General features: G+C 68.0%; 25 protein-coding genes. 11 read left to right on the top strand and 14 right to left on the bottom strand.

Features of this window, described 5'->3' with window-relative positions; all coding sequences use genetic code 11:
• Positions 1-13: 13 nt before the first annotated feature.
• Genes QTI45_RS16070 through QTI45_RS16050 form a run of 5 tightly spaced genes read left to right on the top strand, consistent with a single transcriptional unit; the run spans position 14 to position 5,939 of the window.
• Positions 14-367, top strand: coding sequence for a hypothetical protein (locus QTI45_RS16070; protein ID WP_286655094.1), 354 nt, complete (start codon positions 14-16; stop codon positions 365-367).
• A gap of 30 nt (positions 368-397) precedes the next feature.
• A complete protein-coding gene (locus tag QTI45_RS16065) occupies positions 398-2,080 on the top strand; it encodes a type I secretion system permease/ATPase (RefSeq protein ID WP_286655093.1) in 1,683 nt (560 codons plus the stop codon).
• 16 nt (positions 2,081-2,096) lie between these two features.
• Positions 2,097-3,440 carry an HlyD family type I secretion periplasmic adaptor subunit gene (locus QTI45_RS16060; RefSeq protein ID WP_286655092.1) on the top strand — a complete coding sequence of 448 codons (1,344 nt, stop codon included), beginning with the start codon at positions 2,097-2,099 and terminating at the stop codon, positions 3,438-3,440.
• A 35-nt stretch (positions 3,441-3,475) separates the two neighbouring features.
• Positions 3,476-5,278 (top strand): multicopper oxidase family protein, encoded by a 1,803-nt coding sequence (locus QTI45_RS16055; protein WP_286655091.1) that lies wholly within the window; start codon positions 3,476-3,478, stop codon positions 5,276-5,278.
• A 37-nt stretch (positions 5,279-5,315) separates the two neighbouring features.
• On the top strand, positions 5,316-5,939 hold the full coding sequence (locus QTI45_RS16050) for an SCO family protein (RefSeq protein WP_286655090.1): 624 nt from the start codon (positions 5,316-5,318) through the stop codon (positions 5,937-5,939).
• 49 nt (positions 5,940-5,988) lie between these two features.
• On the opposite strand, the gene QTI45_RS16045 is transcribed toward QTI45_RS16050, so the two are convergent.
• Complete coding sequence (locus QTI45_RS16045; RefSeq protein ID WP_286370576.1) at positions 5,989-6,891, bottom strand: LysR substrate-binding domain-containing protein; 903 nt, start codon at positions 6,889-6,891, stop codon at positions 5,989-5,991.
• Positions 6,892-6,989: 98 nt separating this feature from the next.
• Here QTI45_RS16045 and QTI45_RS16040 point away from each other — a divergent pair, with 98 nt between their 5' ends.
• From QTI45_RS16040 to QTI45_RS16020, 5 genes are read left to right on the top strand one after another with little or no spacing between them, the layout of a single operon-like run.
• A complete protein-coding gene (locus QTI45_RS16040; RefSeq protein ID WP_286655089.1) occupies positions 6,990-7,967 on the top strand; it encodes a tripartite tricarboxylate transporter substrate binding protein in 978 nt (325 codons plus the stop codon).
• An 8-nt stretch (positions 7,968-7,975) separates the two neighbouring features.
• On the top strand, positions 7,976-10,102 hold the full coding sequence (locus QTI45_RS16035) for an acetate--CoA ligase family protein (RefSeq protein WP_286655088.1): 2,127 nt from the start codon (positions 7,976-7,978) through the stop codon (positions 10,100-10,102).
• A complete protein-coding gene (locus QTI45_RS16030) occupies positions 10,089-10,883 on the top strand; it encodes an enoyl-CoA hydratase/isomerase family protein (protein ID WP_286655087.1) in 795 nt (264 codons plus the stop codon). Before QTI45_RS16035 ends, QTI45_RS16030 begins: the two co-directional genes overlap by 14 nt.
• A 5-nt stretch (positions 10,884-10,888) precedes the next feature.
• On the top strand, positions 10,889-12,328 hold the full coding sequence (locus tag QTI45_RS16025; RefSeq protein WP_286655086.1) for an aldehyde dehydrogenase family protein: 1,440 nt from the start codon (positions 10,889-10,891) through the stop codon (positions 12,326-12,328).
• Between the two features lie 11 nt (positions 12,329-12,339).
• Entirely contained in the window at positions 12,340-13,152 is an 813-nt protein-coding gene (locus QTI45_RS16020) for an enoyl-CoA hydratase (protein WP_286655085.1), read from the top strand.
• Positions 13,153-13,185: 33 nt separating this feature from the next.
• Here QTI45_RS16020 and QTI45_RS16015 read toward each other — a convergent pair whose 3' ends face one another.
• The 3 genes from QTI45_RS16015 to QTI45_RS16005 form a co-directional block, all read right to left on the bottom strand.
• The gene (locus QTI45_RS16015) at positions 13,186-13,398 is read right to left on the bottom strand and encodes a hypothetical protein (protein WP_286370582.1); all 213 of its coding nucleotides are present in this window, start codon (positions 13,396-13,398) and stop codon (positions 13,186-13,188) included.
• Positions 13,399-13,526: 128 nt separating this feature from the next.
• Entirely contained in the window at positions 13,527-14,612 is a 1,086-nt protein-coding gene (locus QTI45_RS16010; protein WP_286655084.1) for a porin, read from the bottom strand.
• Positions 14,613-14,756: 144 nt separating this feature from the next.
• Entirely contained in the window at positions 14,757-15,776 is a 1,020-nt protein-coding gene (locus tag QTI45_RS16005; protein WP_286655083.1) for a LysR substrate-binding domain-containing protein, read from the bottom strand.
• Between the two features lie 101 nt (positions 15,777-15,877).
• Between QTI45_RS16005 and QTI45_RS16000 the strand changes: the two genes are divergently transcribed.
• Positions 15,878-16,783, top strand: a complete 906-nt coding sequence (locus tag QTI45_RS16000) for a LysR family transcriptional regulator (protein ID WP_286370585.1) — start codon at positions 15,878-15,880, stop codon at positions 16,781-16,783.
• A 9-nt stretch (positions 16,784-16,792) separates the two neighbouring features.
• On the opposite strand, the gene QTI45_RS15995 is transcribed toward QTI45_RS16000, so the two are convergent.
• The 10 genes from QTI45_RS15995 to dmpG form a co-directional block, all read right to left on the bottom strand.
• Complete coding sequence (locus QTI45_RS15995; protein ID WP_286370586.1) at positions 16,793-17,281, bottom strand: RidA family protein; 489 nt, start codon at positions 17,279-17,281, stop codon at positions 16,793-16,795.
• 67 nt (positions 17,282-17,348) lie between these two features.
• On the bottom strand, positions 17,349-18,731 hold the full coding sequence (locus QTI45_RS15990; RefSeq protein WP_286655082.1) for an amidohydrolase family protein: 1,383 nt from the start codon (positions 18,729-18,731) through the stop codon (positions 17,349-17,351).
• A 43-nt stretch (positions 18,732-18,774) separates the two neighbouring features.
• A complete protein-coding gene (locus tag QTI45_RS15985; protein WP_286655081.1) occupies positions 18,775-19,746 on the bottom strand; it encodes a Bug family tripartite tricarboxylate transporter substrate binding protein in 972 nt (323 codons plus the stop codon).
• Positions 19,747-19,770: 24 nt separating this feature from the next.
• Entirely contained in the window at positions 19,771-20,886 is a 1,116-nt protein-coding gene (locus QTI45_RS15980; RefSeq protein ID WP_286370589.1) for an amidohydrolase family protein, read from the bottom strand.
• Positions 20,887-20,902: 16 nt separating this feature from the next.
• Positions 20,903-21,541, bottom strand: coding sequence for a nuclear transport factor 2 family protein (locus QTI45_RS15975; protein ID WP_286370590.1), 639 nt, complete (start codon positions 21,539-21,541; stop codon positions 20,903-20,905).
• A gap of 155 nt (positions 21,542-21,696) precedes the next feature.
• Entirely contained in the window at positions 21,697-22,686 is a 990-nt protein-coding gene (locus QTI45_RS15970; protein ID WP_286655080.1) for an amidohydrolase family protein, read from the bottom strand.
• Entirely contained in the window at positions 22,683-23,252 is a 570-nt protein-coding gene (locus QTI45_RS15965) for a 3-hydroxyanthranilate 3,4-dioxygenase (RefSeq protein ID WP_286655141.1), read from the bottom strand. Before QTI45_RS15965 ends, QTI45_RS15970 begins: the two co-directional genes overlap by 4 nt.
• Positions 23,253-23,275: 23 nt before the next feature.
• On the bottom strand, positions 23,276-23,734 hold the full coding sequence (locus QTI45_RS15960; protein ID WP_286655079.1) for a RidA family protein: 459 nt from the start codon (positions 23,732-23,734) through the stop codon (positions 23,276-23,278).
• Positions 23,731-24,525 carry a 2-keto-4-pentenoate hydratase gene (locus QTI45_RS15955; RefSeq protein ID WP_286655078.1) on the bottom strand — a complete coding sequence of 265 codons (795 nt, stop codon included), beginning with the start codon at positions 24,523-24,525 and terminating at the stop codon, positions 23,731-23,733. The genes QTI45_RS15960 and QTI45_RS15955 overlap by 4 nt, the downstream gene beginning before the upstream one ends.
• Positions 24,522-25,592 carry a 4-hydroxy-2-oxovalerate aldolase gene (gene dmpG / locus QTI45_RS15950; protein ID WP_286655077.1) on the bottom strand — a complete coding sequence of 357 codons (1,071 nt, stop codon included), beginning with the start codon at positions 25,590-25,592 and terminating at the stop codon, positions 24,522-24,524. The genes QTI45_RS15955 and dmpG overlap by 4 nt, the downstream gene beginning before the upstream one ends.
• Positions 25,593-25,600: the final 8 nt, after the last annotated feature.

The raw sequence follows: 25,600 nt of genomic DNA, 5'->3' as shown, positions 1-25,600 counted from the left end.
GGAGGGAATGGGCATGAGCGAGCAAATCAAGACGACGGCCGGAGTCGACAAGCCGGCCCCGTCGGTGAGCGATCCAGGTCGCAATCCGCAGCAAGCCGCGCGGGCCCTCAGCCCGCGCGACGTGGCCACGGTGGTCATGGCGCGCATGAACATGGTCAACACCAAGAAGGACGAGTTGACGATCGCGATCAAAGGTCTGTCCGACACCACCCAACAGCTGGCGCGCTTGTGCGCGGAGCAGATGCAGACGATCGAGGCGCTGAGCCAGCGTCTGAAGGCCCACGAAGCGGCAGGTGCTGCTCGCGGTGCCACAAACGGCGACGGGGCCATCGTGCCCCCTGCCGTGCAAGGCCAGCGGCTCGAATAGGCACTGGCCCCTCGACCAGAGGAACGGCCTATGAACTCCCTGTGGGGCGAACTGCGACCGCTGCTGGGCTACATCGCGGCATTCTCCTTCTTCATCAACCTGCTGTTCCTGGTCCCGGCGTTCTTCACCTTGCAGGTGTTCGACCGCGTGATCTCGAGCAACAGCATGGAGACGCTGATGGTTCTGCTGGCAGGAACCGGCGTGGCGCTATTGATCCTCACGCTGCTGGACTACGTGCGCACGCGGCTGCAGAACGTGGTGGGTATCCTGGTCGACGAGCGGCTCTCTCCGCCGGTGGTCAACGCCATCGTGGAACGGGCGGCCCGTGCGCCGGGCAGCACGCGGACCGAGGGCATCCGCGATGTCACGTCGCTGCGCTCCGTGTTCGCCGCCAACGGAGTGATCGCTGTGTTCGATGCCCCCTGGGTCGTGGTGTACGTGGGAGTGATCTGGCTGTTCCACCCTGCCCTGGGCGTGGGCGCCGCGTTCTCCGCCCTGCTCATGCTGGCGCTGGCATGGCTCAACGACCGCACCAGCCGCCGCTCCTTCGAGATCCTGCAAAGCGAGGGCCGCCGCGCCTCGCAGTACGTGGAAAGCTCGCTGCGCAACGCCGAGGTGCTGCAGGCGCTAGGAATGACGCAGCGCCTGCTGGTGCGCTGGCGTGCGCTGCAGGACCGGGTCGCCGCGATGCAGACCCATGCCAGCCGCAGCACCGTGGCCTTCACCGCGGCAACCAAGGCGGTGCGCCAGACCATCCAGATCCTCATGCTGGCCCTGGGTGCCTACCTGGTGCTGACCCAGCAGGCATCGGCCGGCGTCATGATCGCAACCAGCATCCTGCTGGGCCGCGCGGTGCAACCGGTGGAACAGCTGGTGGCGAGCTGGCGCACGCTGATCGAGGCGCGCGCTGCCTACCGGCGCCTGGTGGAGCTGTCGAAGGATTTTCGGGGCAACGAGCCGCGAGTCGTCATTCCGCGGCCAGAAGGCCGCCTGGTCGTCGAAAGCATCTCGTACCGCGCGCCGGGCATGGACACGCTGGTACTCACGAGCGTCGCCTTCTCCATCGCGGCGGGCGAAGCTCTCGCCATCGTCGGCCCGAGTGCCGCCGGCAAGTCCACGCTGGCCCGCCTGCTGACGGGCGTATGGACACCTACCGCCGGTCGGGTGCGTCTGGACGGAGCCGACGTGGCGTACTGGCCGCGCGAACAACTGGGCCCCTATATCGGCTACGTGCCCCAGGATGTGGAACTCTTCGATGGCACGGTGGCAGACAACATTGCGCGCCTCGACAAGGTCGACTCGGAGGCGGTGGTCGCGGCGGCCATTCGCGCCAACGCGCACGACATGATCCTGACCCTGCCCCAGGGCTACGACACGCCGGTGGGCGAGCACGGCTCGCGGCTCTCGCCCGGCCAGCGCCAGCGCGTGGCCCTCGCCCGTGCGCTCTATGGGGATCCCCAACTGGTGGTGCTGGACGAACCGAACTCGAACCTGGACGGTGCTGGCGAGATCGCCCTCGCGCAGGCGATGAGTGCGCTGCACGACGCGGGCGTGACCTCGGTCGTCGTGACGCATCGGCCTTCGCTCATCGCCCACGTGGACAAGATCCTGGTGCTCGCGGCCGGCCGCGTCCAGCAATTCGGTCCGGCGGCTGAAGTCATGAAGGAAATGCAGCGCCAATCCCAGGTGATCCTGGGACGGAAGGCGGCATGAGCATGGAGCAACGGGCATGAGCAGCGCGGCAGCAACACTCCAACTGGTTCCTCCCACCGGGATGCGCAGCACCCAGGAGAACGCCAGGCGCCTGGTGCGCAGCGGCTGCTGGATCGTGCTGGGGGCCATCGTTCCCATCGGCCTGTGGGCGGCTCTGGCCCCGCTGTCCATGGCGGTGGTGGCGCCCGCCTTCGTCACGGTGGATCTCAACCGCCGTCCGGTGCAACACCTGGAGGGTGGGACCGTGCGCGAAGTGCTGGTGCGCGACGGCCAGCATGTGAAGGCCGGCGACCCGGTGCTGATCCTGGGTGACGTGCGCGTGGATGCTGACCGCAACCGCCTGGGCTATCGCGTCTATGTCGAACGTGCGACGCTGGCGCGCCTGGAGGCCGAGCAGGCCCTTTCAAAGACGCTCGTCTTTCACGACGAACTGTTGCGCGCGGGCGAGCAGGACGGCCGCATCCAGCAAGCCCTGCTCAAGGAGATCTCCCTCTTCCAGGCCCAGCGCCATTCGCTGGACAGTGGCACTGCGCTGATGCGCACCCAGCGCGAGCGCGTCGAGCAGGAAATCATCAGCGTGAAGGCGCAGATCGCACAGGCGCAGAACTCGCTGGCACTGCAGCGCAGCGACCTCGAGGCCAACCGCGGACTCACCAAGGAAGGCTTCATTTCCTCGAGCCGCATCTCCCAGATCGAATCCACGGTCATGGAGTACGCAGCCAAGGTGGAGGAGCGGCGCACGGACCTTACGCGTGCCGCCCAGCGCCTGGGCGAGATCGACATGAAGATCCAGTCCCTGCGCAACGATTACGTGAGAGCGGCGAGCGACCAGCTCAAGGCCGCCACCCAGCGCCTGAGCGAGATCGAGCAGGAACAGCGCAAGTCGGACGATGCGGCCAAGCGCCAGGTCGTGGTGGCCCCGGCAAGCGGCGAAGTCATCGGCCTGAAGTTCACATCCCCTGGCGCCGTCGTCGGCGCCGGAGAAGCGATTGCGGACGTCGTGCCGAGCGACGCCCAGCTCATGATCGAGGCGCACATCCGTCCGGAGGATGTCAGCAACGTCCATATCAACCAACGCGCGCGGGTCAAGTTCACGGCCTTCAAGTACCGCAACACGACCATGGTGACAGGCAGGGTCACCTACGTCTCGGGCGACCGCCTGATCGATCGGCAGAGCAACCTGCCCTACTACAACGTGATGATCCTCGCCGACGCCGAATCGCTGAAGCTGATCAGCGAATTCAAGCTCCAGGCAGGCATGCCCGCGGAAGTCTATATCGAGGGCAACAAGCAGACCGCGCTTCAGTACCTCACAGAACCCATCACCTCCACCGTACGCAGGGCGGGAAGGCAGATGTAGCAGGTCGTTTCATGTTCAACCGAAAGGCAAACATCATGCGCAAAGAGCTCCAGCAATCGCGAGAACCCGTGGCGTCCCGCCCCGACGGCAGCCGCCGCACCTTGCTCAAGGCGTCCATCGCCGCTACCGCTGCACCCCTGGTGCTGACATCGCGCAACACCGAGGCCCAGGTCGTGCTGCCCCCGAGCCGGGCGACGACGCCTTGGGTCGACGTGCTGCCCGCCGCGGATACCCCGCTCACGGCGCTCGCCTCCCTGACCCCCGCGCCGACCGTCGCGGCAAATACAGCCGGCGGCGAATGCGGCCGCGCCGCGCACCAGCGCTACGCCGAACTGGTGCCCGCAGTGGTCGGGACGCCCAAGCTGTACCAGCTGACCGCGAAAGAGAATCCGGCCTGGGTGTTCAATGCCAACTATCCGCCGCAGCCCATCTGGGGCTACGAGGGGCACACGCCCGGCGTCGTGACCACGCCGGGCCCGACGATCCACGCGCGCTATGGCGAGTCGGTGATCGTTCGAATCAGCAACGATCTGCCAGCGGGCCACAACGGCTTCGGCTCGCCGGAGATCTCCACGCACCTGCACAACATGCATACGCCGTCGGAGAGCGACGGCTACGCGTCAGACTTCTACAGACTCGGTGTGGGGGGCGCGACCCTGACTCAGGGCGGGACTTTCAACGACCATTTCTATCCCAACATCTATGCCGGCTACGACGAATTTCCGGCGACGAAGGGCGATCCGCGCGAGGCCCTGGGTTCGCTCTTCTATCACGACCACACCGAAGGGGTCACTGCGCCGAACGTGCTCAAGGGCTTGTTCGGCCGGTACGCGATCTTCGACGACCTCGACACCGGCGACGAAACGACCGGCCTGCGTCTGCCGAGCGGCGCCTACGACTATCCGCTGAGCTTCTCCGACAAGCGGTTCGACGCAGCCGGCAATCTGGTCTTCGACGAACTCAATCCCGAGGGCGTGCTGGGCGACAAGGTCGTGGTCAACGGCAAGATCGAGCCGGTGCTCAACGTGCAGCGGCGCCGGTACCGCTTCCGGCTGCTCAACGCCGGGCCAACGCGCTTCTACGAGTTCTACCTGCAGCACCAGAACCGCACGACCTTGTACACCTACACCCACATCGCCAACGACGGCAACCTGCTGCCGAGGGCGCTGATCAACCAGTTCAGGGTTCGGCTCGCTCCTGCCGAGCGCGCCGACATCATCATCGACTTCTCGCGCTTCGCGCCGGGGACCCAGGTCTTCCTCGTGAACCAGCTCGTCCAGATCGAGACGCGCCAACCGACCGTCGCGCAAGCCCCGGGCACCCAGTTGATCAAGTTCATCGTCGGCAACAACCCTCCCCCTCCCGACGGCAGCGATCCGGCCCTGATGACGTCGACACAAAAGATCCTGCGACCCCTGCGCGACTTGCCCACGCCGGCAGAGATTGCCGCGTTGCCGGTTCGCCGCTGGCTGTTCGCACGCAACAGCGGCAACTGGAACATCAATGGGCAGTTCTTCAACGCAACCGCGCCCATGCCCAATCCGATCCGCAAGGGCGCCGCGGAAGTCTGGGAGTTCGTCAACGTCGACAACGGTTGGCAGCACCCCATCCACGTGCACTTCGAAGAGGGCCGCATCCTCAGCAGGACGACCAACGGAGTCACCACCTTGCCGCCGGTGCACGAGCAAGGCCGAAAGGACGTGTTCATCCTGGGACCGCTCATGACCATGCGAGTCCTGTTCCGCTTCCGCGACTTCACCGGCAAGTACCTGATGCACTGCCACAACCTCACGCATGAGGACCACGCGATGATGACGCGGCTGGACATCGTGCCGTGAATCTCCCGAAGCATCCCTGACAACGAAGGAGTCAAGTATGAACAACCGTAGACTTCTGCTCGCCGGACTGGGTGCCGCCTCGCTCGGCGCCATCGGCGCGCAGGCCGGCGTGTCCGAACCGACACGGCCATCTGGAGGCAGGCAGCGCATCCCGAACGTTGAACTGAAGACCCACACCGGAAAAACAGTGCGCTTCTACGACGATCTGGTACGCGGAAAGATCGTCGCCATCAACATGATGTATGCCGACTGCGAAGGCACCTGTCCGCTCACCACTGCCAACCTGGTGCGCGTGCAGGAACTCCTGGGCGCGGAAGTGGGCAAGACGATCTTCATGTACTCGATCACGGTGCGGCCCGAACGCGACACGCCGCAGGACCTTGCCGACTACGCGGAGATGCACGAAGTCAAGCCGGGGTGGCTGTTCCTCACCGGAACCCGGGAAAGCGTCGAGCAGGTGCGCCTTGCACTGGGCTTCTACGACCCCGATCCGGCGGTCGACAAGGAGGCCACCCGGCACACCGGCATGCTGCGGATCGGCAACGACCCGTTCGATCGCTGGGGGATGACGCCAGCGCTCGCGGCGCCAGAGCAGATCGTTCGCGCCATCCAGCACGTCGATCGCAAACTGGTCGCCCCGGGCAGTCGGTCATCAGCCTGATCCTGGCGCCGCGAGTGCGTCCCGATCACGGCGGGGGAGCACCGTTGCGCTAGAGATCCGCCAGCAAGCCCGAAGCCAGCAGCCGCACGCGCGAAGCGACCAGCCGTGCGCCTTCCGACAGCGGCCGTTGCCGCGTCAGGCTCAGGGCGATGGTCCGCCGGATGCCCGGGCTGGTCACGCGACAGGCCGAGAGCAGGCCCAGCGCGATCTCCTGCGTCACCGCCGTGATGGGCAGCAGCGTGAAGGCGTGTCCGCTCGCCGCGACGTCCTTCATCGCCGTGGCCGTGTCGACCTCCATCACGATGTCGAGCGCGACGTCGTGGCGCCGCGAGAGCAGGTCCAGCGTGGTTCGCAGGCCGTTCGGCACCGCGGGCAACACCAGCGGAAGACCGCCGAGGGCGCGGAACGGAACGGTCTTCGCCTCCAGCTCCGGCCGGCCGGCCTTGCCGATCAGGAAGGTCTCGACCTTGCCGAGCACATCCTCGCCGCGCAGCGCCGACGAGCCGTAGCGGTTCACCACGATCATGTCGAGCCGACCGGATGCGAGCTGCTCGTCGAGCGTGCCGCTGAACCCCTCCATCACGTGCAGGCGCAGCGCCGGCGCCCTTTCGCGCACGTCGGCCAACAGCATCGGCAGCAGCTGGCGCGACAAGGAGGGCAGCACGCCCACGTGCACCGTGCCGGTCAGCACGCCGGCCGCCTCGCTCGCCGCGGCATCGAGCTCGCGGACCTGTTCGAGGACGCGCTTGACCTCGGGATAAATCCGCCGGCCGAAGTCGGACAGCACCATGCCGCGACCGGTGCGGTCGAACAGGCGCCGCCCCCAGTCGGCTTCCAGCATGGCGATCTGCCGGCTCACCAGCGACTGGGCCATGTCCGAGGCGATCGCCGCGCGCGACAGCGACTTCATGTCGGCCACCAGCAGGAAGGTGTTCAGTTGCTTGAGCTTCATGATTTCACTTTAATGGAAATCAGAAATCCACTACTTGCTCTTTATGGAAATGACAGCGCGCCCTAACCTCGGGCTGCACCCACCTCAAAGGAGACACCTTGAAGTTCAAGCACCCGATCGCGTTCGCGATGGCGGCCGCCTCGCTGCTGGCCGCCCCGCTCCACGCCCAGGAGGCCGCCTACCCCCGGCAGGCCGTCACGCTGGTCGTGCCCTTCCCCGCCGGCGGCCCGACCGACGCCATGGCGCGCCTGCTGGCCCAGAAGCTCGGAGACCGCCTGGGCCAGCAGGTGATCATCGACAACCGGGGCGGCGCCGGTGGCGGCATTGCCGCCGAACTCGTGGCCCGGGCGCCGGCCGACGGCCATACGCTGTTCTTCGGCACCACCGGCACGATGGCCATCAATCCGAGCCTCTATGCCAGGCTGCGCTACGACCCGGTGAAGGACTTCGCCCCGGTCAGCCTCATGGCCACGACGATGAACGTGCTGGTCGCCAGCCCCGAAATCCCCGCCCGGAACCTGGCCGACCTGATCGCGCTCGCCAAGGCCAGGCCCGGTGAACTGACTTACGGCTCGGCCGGGAACGGAAGCTCGAACCATCTCTCGGGCGAGCTGTTCCGCAGCACCGCCGGCATCCAGATCACGCACGTCCCGTACAAGGGCTCCGCGCCGGCGATGGTGGACCTGCTGGGCGGACGCCTGTCGATGATGTTCGACACGATCGCGCAGCAGACGCAGAACATCGCCGCGGGCAAGGTGCGTGCGCTCGCGGTCACCGGACCGAAGCGCTCGCCGCTGCTGCCGACCGTGCCGACCGCCCAGGAAGCCGGCCTCAAGGGTTTCGACGTGACGATCTGGTACGGCGTGCTGGCGCCCAGGGCGACGCCCGCTCCCGTGGTCGAGCGCCTGAACCGCGAGATGGTCGCGGTCATGGCGAGCGACGACATGAAGAAGCGCATGGAAGCCGACGGCGCCGAGGCGCGGACCACCACGCCGGCGGAGTTCGCCGCGCTGATCCGCAGCGACACCGCCAAGTGGGCGCCCGTGGTCAAGGCCTCCGGCGCCAGCCTCGATTGAGCGACGCCATGACCAAGCTCCTCGATCCCCGGCTGCAACGCGCTTTCGCACCGCGCCGCATCGCCGTCGTCGGCGCGACCGAAGACCGCAACAAGGTCGGCGGCCGCCCGCTGCACTACCTCCAGCGCTTTGGATTCCAGGGCGCGGTCTACCCGATCAATCCCGGGCGCACGACGGTCCAGGGCCTCGACGCCTACCCTTCCCTCGCGGCCACGCCCGAGGCGCCGGACGTGGCCATCGTCGCGGTCGGCCAGGATGCGGTCGCCGGCGTGATCGACCAATGCGCAGCGCGCGGCGTCGGCACCGCGATCGTCATGAGTTCGGGCTTTGGCGAAACCGGCGCCGAGGGCTTGGCGCGCCAGCAGGCGCTGGTGGCGCAGGCGCACCGTCTCGGCATTCGCCTGGTGGGGCCGAATGCGCAGGGCGTGGCCAATTTCCAGACCGGCGCGGTGATGAACTTCAGCACCATGTTCATGGAAATCGAGCCCCGCGACGGCCCGGTCGCCATCGTCAGCCAGAGCGGCGCGGCAAGCGTGATGCCGTACGCGATGCTGCGGGAGCGAGGCGTCGGGGTGCGCTACCTGGTCGCATCGGGCAATGACGCCGACGCATCGGTGTGCGAGCTGGCGTTGACCGCGGCCGCGGACCCGGAGGTACGCGTCGTGCTGATGTACATCGAGTCCTTGCGCGACCCCGCCATGCTCGCGGAGGTGGCGCGGCTCGCCGCGGCGCGCGGCGCCGCCGTGATCGCGCTCAAGTCGGGCCGCAGCGCGCACGGCGCCAAGGCCGCCGCCTCGCACACCGGCGCCATCGTCAACGACGACGTGGTGGTCGACGCCTTCTTCGAGCGCCACGGCATCTGGCGTGCCAACGACGTGCAGGGCCTGGTCAACGCGGTCGAGCTCTATCTCGGCGCTCCGCCCCGAGCCGCCGAACATCTGGTCGTCATGAGCCACAGCGGCGCGGTCGGCGTGCTCTGCGCCGATGCGGCCGATACGCTGGGCTTGCCGCTGGCGGAACTCGGCAGGCCGGTCATCGACGCCCTCGCCGGCATCATGCCGAGCTTCGCGACGGCACAGAATCCGGTCGACCTCACGGCCTCGCTCATGACGCAGGGCGGCATGTATGCCGACACGCTGGGCGCACTGGCGGCCGACCCGCAGGCCGACATGTTCCTGGTCGGCGTGCCGGTGGCCGGTGAAGGCTACGACGTTCCCGGCATGGCGCGCGACACCGCGCGTTTCGCCCAGGCACGCAACAAGCCGTGCGTGGTGTCGGCGCCGCAAGCCTCGGTGCGGCAGGCCTTCCGCGAAGCCGGCGTTCCGGTGTTCTCCCACGAGACCGACGCCGTCGACGCGCTGCATCAGTGGAGCCGCCACGGCATGCTGATGCAGCAGGCCGCGGCACGCCACGCGCTGCCGGCGCCCGCGATGCCGGCACCGGCACTGCCGGACCGCGATGGGCCGCTGCTGAGCGAGGCGGACAGTCTTGCCCTGCTGGCCGCCTGCGGCATCCCCACGGTGCCATTGCGCCTGTGCCGCAGCGCGGACGAAGCCGTCGCCGCCTGGCAGGCGCTGGGACCGCAGGTCGTGGTCAAGGCATGTTCGGCCCGGATTCCCCACAAGTCCGAACATGGCCTGGTCTTCATCGACGTGCAGACCGCGGAGCAGGTTCGCCAGGCCTGGACCGCATGCGCCGAACGGGTCGCGGCCATAGACCTGCCGCTGGACGGCGTCATCGTCGCGCAAAGGGTGCGCGGACGCCGCGAGTTCGCGCTCGGCGTGCGCCAGGACCCGCTGTTCGGAACCGTCGTGATGGTCAGCGATGGCGGCAAGTACGTCGAGGCCCTGCGCGACTTCGTGGTTCTGCTCCATCCGTTCTCGGAGTCCGACGTGATGGCCAAGCTCGCTCGGCTGCGCATCGCGCCGATCCTCGCCGGCGTCCGGGGCGAGGCGCCCATGGACCTGGGCGTGGTCGCGCGCGCCGCGGTGGCGCTCGGCGCCCTCGCGGCGGCGCACCCGCAAGACATCGCGTCGATCGACTTGAACCCGCTCATCGTCGGCGATGCGGGCCAGGGCGGATGGGCCGTCGACGCAGTGATCGAACGCCAGGGAGCCTCGCATGCAGCACAGTGAATGCCTGCGGATCGACATGCAGGACGGCACGGCGGTGCTTCGGCTGAACCGCCCTGCCGTGATGAATGCGGTGGATGCCGGCTTGCGTGCCGCACTGCGCGAGCAGCTCTACGCCCTCGACGCCGATCCGGGCGTGCAGGCGATCGTGCTGACCGGCAGCGGCGAGCGGGCCTTCTGCGGTGGCCAGGACCTGGACGAGTCGGCCGCGATCGACACCGGCACGCTGGCGGGCTGGCTCAACCGGCAGCACGCGATGTACCAGGCCGTGCGCGATGTCTCCAAGCCGATCGTCGCGGCGCTCAACGGCACCGCGGTCGGTGCGGGATTCCAGATCGCGCTGATGTGCGACTTGCGCGTGGCCCATCCGACGCTGCGCATGGGGCAGCCCGAAGTCAAGGCCGGGCTGGCCAGCATCGTGGGCTCCTACCTGATGTCGCTGCAGATCGGCCATTCGCTCAACCAGCAGCTCTCGCTCACCGGCGAACTGATCACCGGCGAACGCGCGCATGCACTGGGCCTGGTCAATGACCTGGTGGCACCCGAGCAGGTGCTGCCGCGCGCGCTCGAGCGCGCGCGCGCCCTGGCCGCCCTCCCCGGCGCGGCGCTGCGCACCACCAAGCAGCGCTTTCGCGAACGCACCCAGGCCGGCTTCGACGAGGCATGCAGCGCCGGCATCCGCTACCAGCTCGAGTGCTATTCCACCGGCGAGCCTCAGCGCGTCATGCGCGAGTTCCTCGCCAAACGCGACGCCCCCAAGACTTCGGACCCACGCAAGGATTGATACAGATGACCCCTTTCAAACAGCTCTTCATCGACGGCGCCATGGCGCCCGCCCATGGCGCGGACGACCTGCCCGTCACCGACAGCTTCACCGAAGAGACCTTCGCTTCCTATCGCAGCGCCTCGCTGGCCGATGTCGACGCCGCGGTGGCCGCCGCTCGCCGCGCCTTCGCGGGCTGGGCCGCCACGCCGCCCATGGAGCGCGTCGCCGCCGTTCGCCGCATCGCCGCGGCGCTGCGCGAACAGTCCGAGGCCCTGACCACCGCGATCTCGCGGGAGGTCGGCATGCCGCGCAAGCTGGCCGCGCGGATTCAGGTCGGCGCGCCCATCGCCGCCTGGGACATGTACGCGGACCTGGCCGCGGCGTTCGAATGGGAATCGCGCATCGGCCATTCGCTGGTCCAGCAGGTGGCTACCGGCGTCGTGGCCTGCATCACCCCCTGGAACTACCCCCTGCACCAGATCACCGGCAAGATCGCTCCCGCGCTGCTGGCCGGCTGCACGGTCGTGCTCAAGCCGTCCGAACTGGCTCCCACCAGCGCCTTCCTGCTCGCCGAGGCGGTGCTCCAGGCCGGGCTGCCGGCCGGCGTCTTCAATCTCGTGCACGGGACCGGACCGGAGGTCGGCGAGGCGCTGGTCCGGCATCCCGATGTGGACATGGTGTCCTTCACCGGCTCCACCCGTGCCGGCCGCCACATCGCGGCCATCGCCGGCGACGGCATCAAGCGCGTGGCGCTCGAGTTGGGCGGCAAATCGGCGGCGCTGGTCCTCCCCGGCGCGGATCTGGCGGCCGCCGTCAAGACCACGCTGGCGGGCTGCATGCTCAATTCCGGCCAGACCTGTTCGGCGACCACGCGGCTGCTGGTGCCGCGGACCTGGCTCGGCGCTGCCGAAGCCGCAGCCGCCGACCTGCTGGCCGCCCTGCGCATGGGCGACCCGGCCGATGGCGCGACCCGGCTCGGGCCGCTGATTTCAAAGGCGCAGCAGCGCAAGGTCGAAGGCCTGATCGCCGAGGCCCTGGCGGCAGGCGCACGAACGCTCGGAAGCCCGCCCGAACTGCCGCCGCACGGCTACTTCGTGCGCCCCACCGTGCTGGCCGACGTGACGCCCGGGATGGCGGTGGCGCGCGATGAAGTCTTCGGTCCGGTGCTGGTGCTGATCGGCTACGACGAGGTGGAGGACGGCATCGCGCTGGCCAACGGCACCGACTACGGCCTGGCAGCCGCGGTGTGGGGCCCGGTCGACGCGGCGACGCTCGCGGTCGCCCGCCGCCTGCGCGCCGGCCAGGTCGACATCAACGGCGCGCCGTTCAACCCTGCAGCGCCATTCGGGGGCTTCAAGCAATCGGGCATCGGGCGCGAGAACGGGCGCTACGGCATCGACGAGTTCGTCGAACCGGTATCGATCCAGTTGCCCGCCGCCTTCATCGAGAACGCCATCCACTGACCCTCCCAACCATGACCTTCGAACAAATTCTCTACACGGTCGACGGCCACGTCGCGACCATCACGCTGAACCGCCCGGAGCGCATGAATGCGCTGACCCGGATCCTCGAGGCCGAACTGCGCACGGCGATCGAGCAGGCCGGCCGCGACGACGCGGTGCGAGCCATCGTCCTCACCGGCGCGGGCCGCGCCTTCTGCGCCGGCATGGACATGGAAGAGCTGGAAGTGCTGCCGCCCGAGGACATCCGCGCCGAGCAGTGGATGCGCCCCTTCGACATGAACCGCAGGGCCGACTACCAGACGCGATACTCCTATTTCCCCGCGGCCCCCAAGCCGGTGATCTGTGCGATCAATGGTGCCGCAGCCGGGCTCGGCCTGGTGATGGCGCTTTACAGCGACTTCCGCATCGCCTCCGACAAGGCGGTCTTCGCCACCGCATTCGCCAAGCGCGGCCTGATCGCCGAGCACGGCATCTCGTGGATGCTGCCGCGCATCGTCGGCCATGCCCACGCCACGGACCTGTTGCTGACCTCTCGCAAGATCGACGCGCCGGAGGCGCTCGGCATGGGCCTGGTGAACCGGGTCGTCCCGGCCGAGCGTTTGCTCGCCGAGGCGCAGGCACTGGCCAGCACGCTCTCCGCCGAAGTGTCGCCGCGCTCGGTGCGCGTCATGAAGCGACAGCTGTGGGAGGCGCCCTACCAGTCACTGGGCGAGGCCGTGACGCTCGCCAATGCCGAGATGGTCGAGAGCATCCGCAGCGAGGACTTCACCGAGGGCGTGGCGCATTTCATCGAGCGGCGGCCCGCACGCTTTTCGGGGCGATGAGGGCTATCGGCCGCACGCCGGCGGACCGCCGTGCTACGGCGCCGTGCCATCGAGAAAGTGGCGCCCGGCGTCCGTGATCTGCGCATAGACAGTCTGGAACCCGGCCGCCTGCTGAGGCGCCGGCATGCTCGTGCGGCGAACGATGACCCAGCCCTTCTTTTCGTAGTCTTCGGCCCTCGCGACCTCGGCCGTTCCGATGAGTTCGGTCAGCCGTTGGGAACGAGCGATCCGTCGAAGCAAACGCATGGCAAAACTCCTCAAGTGCTTTCTGATGGAATGTTGCGTGGGGACAGTTCGTTTGAACCTGGACCGAAATATACGGCATGGCAGAGGCAAGCCCTCGGGACGCGCGCAAGCGCCCCGGGACGCCGGACTCAGAAGGCGTGACGGATGCCGAGGTCGTACCCGCTGGAGCTGGTGTTGGGCCTGCCGGGCAGGCTCGCCGCGACGCTGAGCAGCGCATCGCCCTTGTTGCCCAGGCGGGCGTAGGTCGCGTAGAGCGCCGTGCGCTTCGACAGGTTGTGCACATAGCCCACCGCCATCTTGTCCGAGGTCGGCGTGCGCGGCAGGTCGATCTCGATGCGCGAGTAGGCGGCCACGATGTTCCCGACGCCGACGGGCACGTTGACGCCGACCATGTATCCCTTGCCGGTGTTGGACACCGCGGCCCGCTCGTACTTCTCCCGCGAGTACATCCCCGACAGCCTGGCGAATCCGAGATCATAGGAAGCGCCGAGGTTGTAGGTCGTGATGTCGGGAGCCGCCGCGCTGGCGGGATCGGAGCCGGTGGTCTTGCCGATCGACAGCGCGGCGTTGAGCGGCCCCTTCGCATAGCCGAAGCGGCCGGACATGAATCGGCCCTGGTCGTTGCCCGGCGTCACCTGTTCGTCGAGGGCGTACTGCAACTGGCCGTAGAAGCCGCCGAGTGTCGGAGGCAGGAAGTAGCCCACCGTGTTGCTGGCGCGGATGTAGGCCGGGTTGTTGGCACCGAAGTCCGAGGTCCATCGCGCCCGACCGGCCGCCGTGCTGCTGCTGCGCGCCGGGGACATGACCAGGGCACCCACGCCGACGGCGCCGAAGGGATCGAACACGGCCTCGTTCCAGAAGGTCGGCGTGAAATCGCGTCCCAGGCGCAACTCGCCCCAGGCGCTGCCCAGGCTGACCGTGGAACGTCGCATGAAGTTGAAGCCGTTCGCATTGCCGTCGTCGGGCGTCAGCGCACCCTCGAGCCAGAAGGAAGCCGAGAGGCCCCCACCCAGGTCCTCGCTGCCGCGAAATCCCAGCCTGCTGTTGAACAGGTTGGAATTGCTCAGGACGGTCTGATGGGTGGGACCGTTCGAGTAGTGGCTGACCGCGGTGTCGAGCACACCGAAGAGAGTGACGGAAGACTGGGCGGAAGCGCTGCCGCAGGCAGTGATGAAGGCCAGGGTGGCCAGGGTCGCGCGAGAGTTGAGGTTCAAGGTGATGACTCGGTCTTGGTTGATCGAACACGCAAGGAGCCGTCTGGGTGCGGGAGCCGATTCGAGATCGCTGCAGCAGCAGACTGCGCAAGGCCCGTGCAGTCTAGGAAGCCGAGTCGTTCTTGAATAATGACTTGTTCGGCCTCAGGCATAGAGCGCTGGAATACAAGCCGATGCGTCGACGCCGGCCGCATGCGATCGGCCCACGCCGCGCAGCGCTTCGAGCAGGTGTTCGGTCGCGGCGCTCGGCCCGCGATCCGCGCGCACCGTGTAGCCCACGCTGCTGAAAGGCGACAGCCCCTCCAGCGGCAGGATGGCCAGCAGCCCCGCCTGCGCGAAGCGCTCCGCCGCCGACTGCGGCATCAGCGCGACCATCGAACCGGCCGACACCAGGCCGAGATTGGTGAGTATCGACACCGACTCGACAAGGCGCCGCGGCATCGCCAGCCCTGCCTTCTTGAAGAAGGACCTGACCGAAGCGTGCGCGGCGGAATCCTGTGTCGGCACGATCCATTCGAGCGCGTGCAGTTCCGAAAGGCAGAGTTGGCGCCGCGCCGCCAGGGCATGCTGGCTGCCGACCACGACGCACAGCGCCTCTTCGTAGAGGGCCACGTGCTCGAGCTCCGCGCGTTCGGCATGGTTCTGGCGCAGGAGTTCGGCGTCTTCCGCGGGCAGCGCGCCGACCACGACGTCCAGTTCGCCGCGCGCAAGGGCCGGGAACAGCACCGAGTTCGGTCCGACCCGCACCGTGACCACCACATCGGGGACCGCCGCGCGCAAGCGCGTGATCGCCTCCGGCAGCAAGGTGGCGGACGCGGCGATCAGCGAGCCCACGACCACGTGGCCGGCGGTACCGGTCTGCCAGGCGTTCAGGTCCTCCGCCAGGTAGCGCAGTTCGCCCATCAGGATCTTCGTGTGCCGCTGGAACAGGCAGCCGAACTCGGTCAGCACAACGCCGCGCTTGCCGCGCACGAACAGCACGCCGTCGAGTTGCTGCTCCAGTTCGTGAATGGACTTGCTCACCGCCGGCTGGGTCATCGCCAGCTCGCGAGAAGCCGCCAGGATGGACCCGGCCTCGACGACCTTCTCGAAGATCGCCAGTTGTTGCAGGCGAAGCCTTCGCGCCAGCGACAGCCGCGAGTGCTTTGCACCCGATGGCGTCATGGCGCGACTCCGGCGGCCAAGGGTCGCGGCCGCGCATTTTTGCCCGACGATGCCTGCCGTGCTAGAAACGAATCAATCCCGGAACTCCAGCAGAATTTCGAATGAGCATCACCTTGCGACAGATGCGAGCCTTCGTTGAAGTGATAGCCAGCGGCGGCTTCACTGCCGCCGGCCGCAAGCTGCACCTGACCCAGTCCGCGACGAGCCTGCTGGTGCGCGATCTCGAAGCCCATCTGGGCGTTCAGCTCGTGGACCGCACGACCCGGAAGATCTCCGTGACCGACGCCGGCAGCGAGTTCCTGGCGAGCGCGCAGCGAATCCTCGCGGACGTCGAGCAGACCGTCTCCGACACCCAGGACCTGGTCCAGAAGCGCCGCGGCCACATCACGATCGCTACCACGCCGCTGCTGGCGGCGACCTTCATGCCGGAGACCATCGCGCAGTTCCAGGGCGTGCATCCCGGCATCTCGGTGCGGCTGGCCGATTGGCCCGCCGAACAGATCATCCGCGCGGTGGAAGGCGGCGACGTGGACCTCGGCTTCGGCGTCTTTCCGAATGTCGAGGCCGACCTGAAGCGGGAGCCGATGCTGCGGCACTCGCTGGGTGCCATGGTGCCTGTCGCCTGGCCGATGGCCCGGCGCCGGCGCAATCTCACCTGGGCCGACATCGCCGACCAGCCGATGATCGCCATGGCGCATTCGAGCGGCTTTCGGGCCTTGACCGACCCCCTGTTCCACAAGGCGGGGGTGTCGATCAAGCCCCGGTTCGAGGTCGGCCATCTCGGCACCGCGGTCGGGCTCGCCGACGCAGGACTGGGCATCACCGTGGTGCCCGCCTACGTGGGCGCGCTGCTCAAGTCCAGCCGCACGCGTTTCCGCGTGCTTCACGATCCGGTCGTGCATCGGCATATCGAACTCGTCACGCGATCGGGTCGCTCGCTGTCGCCCAGCGCTTCGGCGTTTCGCGACTGCCTCGCCGCACGCTGCAAGGCACTGCAGGACGCCTGAGCGAACGGCTCAGCGCGGGATGCACGGACTGGCCTTCGAGCATCTGTCGCCGATCACGGCGGTGGCCTGGATCTCGATCTGCATGCCGGGCACCGCGAGGTTCGACACCGTGATCTGGGCGCTGGCCGGGAAGTTGCGGTCCGGGAACATCTCGCCGCGCACCTTCGAGAAGATGGCACCGTTGCGCGCATCGGTCAGGTAGACCGTCATGGTCACGATGTCCTTCAAGCTGCCGCCGGCCCGCTGGAGCGTCTGGTCGAGCAAGGCGAAGACGGTTCTGGCCTGGGCCTCGAAGTCGCCCTTGATGTCCTTGCCCTGCAGGTCGACGATGGTGGTCTCGCCGGCCAGCCAGACCGTTCGGCCGCCCTCGGTGACGACTGCCGGCGAATAGGACCGGCCCTTGATCCGCTCGCCCTGTTCCATGAAATCCGCCGCCTGCGATGCGGTCGCGAATGCAGCGGCGGCGGCGAATGCAGCCATGAGGATTGAATGCTTCATCTGAGATTTCCCTTGGGATGCGGCGCAGCGGGATGCCGTCGCCTGATTTCGATCGGACAGCGTCGGCTCACTCGCCTCGTCGGCCCGACGCCTGGCCGGCGCGCGAACGCGAGACGAGCCCGCGCACCGACTGCTCGGCGTCCTGCATGACCTGCCGGGCGTCCAGCGCCGTGAAGCGGCCTTCGCGCACGAGCACGCGGCCGTCGACGATCACGGTGTCGACGTTGGAGGGCTGCGCGGAATAGACCAGCGCAAAGGCGGGATCGATCACCGGGCCGATGTTCGGATCGGTCGTGCGCACGAGGATCAGGTCTGCTCGCTTTCCCGGGGTCAGCGAGCCCGTGAGCTCGGCGATCCCCAGATCTCGCGCGCCATCGATGGTGGCCAGCTCCAGCAGGCGCCGGGGCGACAGAGGCACGCGGCTGCCGAAGCGCTGCTTGTGCGACCACAGCAGTGCGCGCATGCAGTTGAAGAAGTCCGCGTTGGCCGAGGCGGCTGAACTGTCGACCGACAGGCTCTGCAGCACCTCGCGTTCCAGCAGTTCCTGGAACTGGATCTCTCCCCGCGTCGCCTGCGCGTAGAGCATCTCGATCACCGGCGAGCAGGACATCGTCGTGCGCCGCTCGGCGAGCAGCCTGCGCTCCTCGACCGAGATGCCCTGGGGATGCACCAGCTGAAGGTCCGGACCCAGCAGGCCGTGGCCTTCGAGCACCGAGACGACGCCGGGCCGCGCATGCATCGTGATCGGGAGACCGAGCGCACGGATGCCCTCGAACTCGGCCGCGATCACCTCGATCGGCACGGCGCCGCGCGGGTTCGTCACCGGCGTTCGAACTGCGGCGCCCAGGCTCAGCAGACCGTCGCCGGGCAGGCCCTCTCGCTGCACGCGCGCCAGGTCTTCGAGGTCCATCGTCCGGTTCAGGGGCAGCTCCTGCCCCCAGCCGTACGAGAAACGCGCCCGGACTCCCGTGGCGTGCAGCGCGCGCAGTTCCGCGTCGGCATGTTCGGGAGAGCGGGTGTTGTGCGACCAGTTGTGGACGGTCGTGATGCCCGAGGCGAGCCCTTCGGCGAGGCCGAGGCGCACCGAGCGGTACGAGTCCTCCGGCGTGAACAGCGGTCCGACCCGCAGCGTCACCGGGAAGTAGCCGTGCTCGGCATCGTCCCCGCGCACCAGTGCGCGCAGCGAGCTGTTCCAGAGGTGCCAATGGGTGTCGACGAATCCCGGCATGACGATCGTGTTGCGGCCATCCATCGCCGCGACGCCGGGCGCCTGAAGGCCGACTCCGACGGCGACGATGACGCCGTCGCGAACATGCACGTCGGCCTCGTCGAACTCGCCGAGCGATGGATCCATGGTGAGCACGCGCCCGCCGCGAATGATGAATTCCTCGCGCGCGGGAAGCTCGCGCGCAGGGTCGGCCGACGGCGCCGCCGGCGCTGTTTCTTTCATTGGTTTTCCTCCGCGCTTGCGCGCGTTGCGTCGATGGCGCGGGCTATTCCGCCTTGGCGCCCGAGATGCGGATCAGGTGGGCCTTTCGGGTCCTGTCCGCCTGAATGAACTGGCCGAAGGCCTCCGGCGTGGAGAACACCGGATCGAAGCCGCGCGCAAGCACATGCTGCCCACGGAACGCAGGGTCGGCAGCGACCTCGGCCACGTCCCGGTAGAGCGTCTGCACGACATCGCCAGGCGTTCCGCCCGTCACGAACAGGCCGAACCAGGATTCGTGCGGATCGATGTCGGCGAATCCGGCTTCGCGCAAGGTCGGAACCTGCGGCTGGTCAGGCAGCCGCTGCGAGCGCGCGACCGCCAGCGCCTTCAGTTTTCCGGCCCGGAGATAGGCCTGGGCCGAGGACACGCCTGCCAGCGTGAGCTGTACTTCGCCGGTCATCACCGCCGTGACGGCGGGCGTGATGCCCTTGTACGGGACCGCGGTCAGCTGCACCCCCGACCGTGCCTTGAGCGCCTCGAACAGCAGATGCGGAAGGCTGCCCGAGCCGTAGCTGGCGTAGCTCAGCTCGTTCGGCTTCGCCTTGGCGAGGGCGACGAGTTCGTCCAGGTTGCGCGCCGCAACCGAGGGGTGTGCGATGACCATCTGCGGCAGGCTGACCAGCTGCGTGACCGGCAGCAGGTCGCGGACCGGGTCATAGGGAAGCTTGTCGAACAGGAAGGGATTGCTGGTGATCGTCGATTCGCTGGTCAGCAGCAGGGTGTGGCCATCGGGCGCCGCCTTGGCGACCGCCGAGGCCCCGATGATGGTCGACGCACCGGTCTTGTTCTCGACGATCACCGGCTGCCCCCATTTGCGCTGAAGGCGCTCCGCCAGCACGCGCGCCATCACGTCCACGCCGCCGCCGGCGGCGTAGGGCACGACGATCTTCACGGTCCGGGACGGAAAGGCCTGCGCCGTCGCCAGCAGGGGCAGCACGCCGAGCACGGCGGCGGCAAGGAGTTTGAAGAGCTTCATGTTGTTTCTCGGGCCCGTGAGCCTTCAGCCGCGCAGCTCCGGCATCAGCCGGAACGCGTTGTCGCGGTAGACCGCCTGCAGCTCCTGGGGCGTGAGGCCGGATGTGCGCAGGCCTGCGGCGATGCGCTCGGGTTCGACCCAGGGGTAGTCGGAACCGAAGACGATCTGGGAGCTTGGCACGATCATCTTCAGGATGCCGATGTGAACCGCGTCGGCCGCCGCCGCCGTGTCGTAGAAGAAGCGCCTGAACTGATGCAGCCTCGAGTCCGGGGGCGCGGTGCGCGCCAGGGATTCGGTGCTTTCGCCGACCAGGTAGCGCTGGGCCCAGATGCTGCCGCCGCCGTGCGACCAGATGTAGCGCACGTCCGGCGTCGCCTTGGCGGTGCCGCCCTGGATCACGCTGACCATCGCACGGGCCAGGTCCGACCCCAGCTCGACGAAGGTGGGCAGGATGCCGGGCTGGAAGTCCCACGAGCAGCAGTTCGGCGCGGTCGCATGGATGTAGACCACGGCCTTGCGGCGGTTGAGTTCCTCCCAGACGGGGGCGAAGGACTTGTCGCCGAGCCACTTGTCGTCATAGCTCGACAGCAGGCCCACGCCGTCCGCCTTGAGCGTGTCGAAGGCGTACTCGATCTCGCGCAGGCTGGCCTCCACATCCGGCAGCGGCAGCACCGCGAAGTGGCCGTAGCGGCCCTTGTGGTCGGACTTCTGCCGGGCCGCGAACTCGTTCAGCTCCCGGGCCGCCTTGCGGGTTTCCTGCAGGTCGCCGAACCAGACGCCGGGCTGCGTGACCGAGAGAAAGGCCTTCTCGACGCCGCCCCGGTCCATGGACTCGAGGTCCTTGGCCACCGAATGGGTCTTGAACTGTTCGAAGCCGAGCACGGGCTTGACCGAGTTCTTCGACTCCACCAGCTTGATCCACGCCGGTGAAAAGAAGTGGTGGTGAAAGTCGATGCGCCCGGCATGGACGGCCGGTGCCTGCAGCGGCGCCTGCGCCAGCACCGGGCCGGCGGGCGCGATGGCGGCGGCCCCGAGCGCCGCCAGCGACTTCAGAAATCCCCTTCGCGGCTGGCAGCCGCAATGCGCCTGCCAGCCCGGGCTGCCGGGCGCCGCATGGCGATGGAATGTCGAATGGCTCATGGTGTTTCCGGCGCGCCTACTGGATGCCGAACAGCGCGTACGACGGATCGGCACGCCCGGTGCGGGCACCCATCTGGTACATCTTCTTGACGTCGGCGGCCGAGACCGGCTTCACGACGCGATAGTCCATGACGGTCTGGCGCGCATCGAGGGCCCACTTGCCGCCGCGGCGCGACCACTTGTCCAGATAGCGCGAATGCATCCAGCGCTCTTCGTAGTCTTCGCCGGTGTCCTGCTTGACCAGGAGCGTGGCCGTGCCCGTCGATTCGCTCACCGCGGTGTCGCCGCGCACCTCGATCAGGATGTTGGTGATCCGGTGGTTGTTGCCGAGCATGGTCGAATGGGCCTTCATCATCCAGTCCGTGTAGGCCGTCCAGTTGGGAAAGACGGTCTTGCCGAACTCGACCTTGGCGTCCGCATGCCCGATGGACATCAGCAGCTCGCGGTCCAGGCGGTCGAGGGCACGGGGATACTTGTAGAGCAACTCGGTGATGGCCTGCTTGCTGAGCAGCTGCTCCAGCTCGGCCGCCTGCACCTGGGTCTGCTTCGGCGCCTGCGGCTGCGGCTGCGCCGACACGGCAGTCGCGGCGCCCAACGCCAGCGCGAAGGCGGCGCCGAGCTGGAGAAGGTGGCTGCGCAACACGGTTCGCATCATTCGAAACTCCTGGGACGGTTGGAAAGGCAGGCAGTCAGGCGCGCTGGTTGCCGAGGGGTTCTTGGACATGGATTTCATCTTGGGTACAACTATTCGTCAAACGATTAAAACTTGTTGATTGATGAGCGAAATGGGTGCAATACCCGCGCTCGCGCTCAGAAGCCGAAGAAGGACTCGGCATTGCCCCGAACCAGCCGCTGCCGGTCGCCCGGCGCCAGGAAGCCGGCATCCCGGATCAGCTCGCCGATGCGCTGCTCGCCCAGGGGGAACGGGTAGTCCGAGCCGAGCATCACGCGATCGACACCCATCACGTCGGTCAGCATGCGAAGCGCGGCCGGATCGAAGACGGCGCTGTCGACGTGGAACCGGCGGCAATAGCTGGAGGGCAGCTGCGGGCAATCCTCGCGCACGATGTCGCGATGGCGCCAGGCGTTGTCGACCCGCCCCAGCAGGAATGCAAAGGCACCACCGCCGTGGGCGAAGCAGATCTTGAGCGACTCGGGGATTCGCTCCAGGGCACCGGACAGGATCAACGACAGCATGCCCAGCTGGGTCTCGGCCGGCATCGCCACCAGCCAGGGCAGCATCCACTTCTTCATGCGGGCGCCGCCCATCATGTCCCAGGGATGCACCAGCACCGGAATCGCCTGCTCGGCGCAGTGGACGAGGAACGCGACCAGTTGCTCGTCGTCCAGGTCCTTGTCGCCCAGGTGGTTGCCGATCTGCACGCCCACGCATCCCGCCGACACGGCGCGCGTGGCCTCGGCACAGGCGAGCGCCAGATCCTGCAGGGGCACCTGGGCCAGCGCCTTCAGCCGATGCGGATGCGCGGCGCAGAACCCGATCGCCCGGTCGTTCATGCGGGCGGCCCAGTCGGCCGCCCTGGCCGCCTCCCAGCCGTAGCCGAACATCACGGGCGTGGCGCACACGACCTGCACCTCGACGCCCTGCGCATCCAGTTCCGCGACACGAAAATCCGGATCCCACAAGGCCCGGTACACGGGCCTGAATCGGGTCTCGCCGACCATGATGTGGCCCTCCGCCTCGCCCTTCGGCACCGCGAGCCAGGGCGCGCGGACAGGGTCGAAGCGCTGCGCCTCCTGCTGCGAGATCGGGGGGAAGAAGTGGGAGTGCATGTCGATCATCGACCGCTCCGCTTCGAGTCCAGTTCGCTGTGCCAGGCCTGATGGTCGCGCCCCGGATGGACTTCTCCGCAACGCGAGCAGCGCCGCGCCTCCTCGTCGCTGGCATAGAAGCGCTCGTACAGGGGCGGCAGGTCGTCGACGATGCTCTGCAACAGCACTTCGTGGCGCTGGATCACGTGGCCGCAATGCGCGCAGCTCCACTGGAAGGCATCGCGCTCTCCGGCGGGCCGCCGGCGCTCGACGACCAGGCAGAGGCTGCCCGGTTCGGGCCGTTGCGGCGAATGCAGCGTGTGAGGCGGCAGCAGGAAGATGTCGCCCTCCTTGAGGTCGACGCGCTCGTAGCGATCGCTGTCCCACAGCAGCAGATGGGCGTTGCCCTTGAACTGGTGGAAGAACTCCTCGACCGGATCGTCATGGAAGTCGCTGCGGCCATTCGGGCCGCCGACCACCGTGACCATGAAGTCGGCATCGCTCCAGATCTGGCGGTTGCCCACCGGTGGCTTGAGCAGATGGCTGTTGTCCTCGAGCCAGCGGGGAAAGTTGAGAGGGGGACCGTACTTGAGCATGGTGGTTGATGGGTGGGGCGAAGTCATGGCGCCGGTCCAGACACGGCTGGCGGCCTGAAGGCCGTCGCCTTGATCTCGATCAGCAGATGGGGATGCGGCAGCTGGTGCACCGCTACCGTGGTCCGGGTCGGACCCTCGTGGTCGAAGTACTCGGCCCAGACTTCGTTGTAGCCCCCGAAGTCGTTCATGTTGACGAGAAACACCTGCGTCTCGACCAGATCGGACAGGTCCGCGCCGGCGCTTTGCAGGATGCGGCGGACGTTCTCGATCACCGCCCGGGTCTGGGCGCGGATGTCGAGCCGGGTAACGCCCATCGGGTCGACCTCGACGCCGACGAAGGAGTTGTCCGGCCTGCGCGAGCTGGTGCCCGAAACGAAGATGAAATCGCCCGCCCGCCGCCAGTGCGGGAAGCGGCCGCGGGGCACCGCCATGCCCGCCACGACCCTGGCTCCGGTGTCCGTGCCGTCCTGGGAGAGCGTCATGGCAACTCCTTCGTGGCGTGAAACTCGACGCACCCGAGGGACGCCGCGCCGCTTCCGACCTGGCATCGCACGTGGACGCCGGCGGGCAGCGCCTCGGCCGCCGTGGCGGCGCCCGCCATGATGAGCGAGCCCGCGGGCAGCGCCATCTGCGCGCCATGCAGCAGTTTCGAGGCCTGGACGATCGAGCGCAAGGGGTGGCCGAGGATCGCACCGGTGGATCCGACCTGGACATCCCGGCCATCGAACTGCAAGCGAACGCCGGCATTGCCGAGCCCGTCGAGCTTGCGCGACCACATGCCGACGACGAGGCCCGCCGACGAGCAGTTGTCGGCCACCACGTCTTCGAGGCTGAACCTGAATTCGCGGTAGCGCGAATCGATGATCTCCACCGCCGGCGCGACCGCCTCGATGCAGTCGGCTGCTTCCAGTGCCGTCAACGGCCCGTCGATGGCCTTGCGCGTCAGGAAGCAGACCTCCGGCTCGACCCGCGGATGGATGTAGCGGCCGAGGTCCACCGCGCCACCGTCCTCTTCGATCATGGCGTCCGTCAGCAGGCCCCAGATCAGGCTGTCGACGCCCATCTGGATCATCTTGGCCCGGCTGGTGAAGCCGAGCTTGATGCCCTTGGGGCGTTCGCCGCGCTCGATGCGCCGACGGATCAGCGCGCGCTGGACCAGATAGGCCTCGTCGAGCGTGAAATGTCCCGGCGCGAACTGTTCGATGCCGCGCTGCGAGCGTGCGGCATCGTCGAGCAGCGCGGCCGCTTCTTCCAGATGGGATCGGACGCTCATTCGCATGTCTCCCCGGTCTTCGCGGACCCGGCAGGCGCCTCGCCGCCCTGCGCTCTTCGCAGAAGGTCCAGCGCAACGTCGACGATCATGTCCTCCTGACCTCCGACCATGCGACGCCGTCCGAGTTCGACCAGGATGTCGAAGGTCGCGAGGCCGTAGCGTCGGGCGGCCGACTCGCTGTGCAGCAGGAAGCTCGAGTACACGCCCGCATAGCCTAGCGCCAGGGTCTCGCGGTCGACCCGCACGGGTCGACCCTGCAGGGGCCGCACGATGTCTTCCGCCGCGTCGATCAGCTTGCGCACGTCGCAGCCATGGACCAGGCCGGCGCGATCCGCGGCGGCGATGAAGACCTCGAGCGGGGCATTGCCGGCGCCGGCGCCCATGCCGCTCAGGCTGGCGTCGACCCGGTCGCAGCCGTGCTCGAGCGCCACCAGGCTGTTGGCCACGCCCAGACTGAGGTTGTGATGGGCGTGGATGCCGGTCTGGGTCTCGGGCTTCAGCGTGCGCTTGAAGGCCTTGAAGCGCGCCGCGATGTCGTTCATGTTCATCGCCCCGCCCGAGTCGACCACATACACGCACTGTGCGCCGTAGCTCTCCATAAGCTGCGCCTGCCGGGCCAGCCCTTCGGGGCTGTTCATGTGGCTCATCATCAGGAAGCCGACGGTGTCCATGCCCAGCTCGCGCGCATGGGCGATGTGCTGCCTGGAGACATCGGCCTCGGTGCAATGCGTCGCGACGCGCACCACGCGCGCGCCCGCATCGTAGGCCGAGCGGAGATCGTGCAGCGTGCCGATGCCGGGCAGCAGCAGCGTGGCGACCTTGGCATGCCGGACGGCGCCGGCCACCGCTTCGATCCAGGCCAGATCGGTGTGGGCGCCGAAGCCGTAGTTGAAGCTCGATCCGCGCAGGCCGTCGCCGTGCGCGACCTCGATGCTGTCGACCTTCGCCTCGTCGAGTGCGCGCGCGATGCGCACGACCTGCTGCAGCGAATACTGATGGCCGATCGCGTGCATGCCGTCTCGCAAGGTGACATCGGAGACGTAGATCTTTCGGGGTTGGTGGGTCATGTCTTGCT

The organism is Variovorax saccharolyticus, assembly GCF_030316765.1.
Classification (GTDB): domain Bacteria; phylum Pseudomonadota; class Gammaproteobacteria; order Burkholderiales; family Burkholderiaceae_C; genus Variovorax; species Variovorax saccharolyticus.
This window is presented reverse-complemented; position numbering and strand designations above follow the sequence as displayed.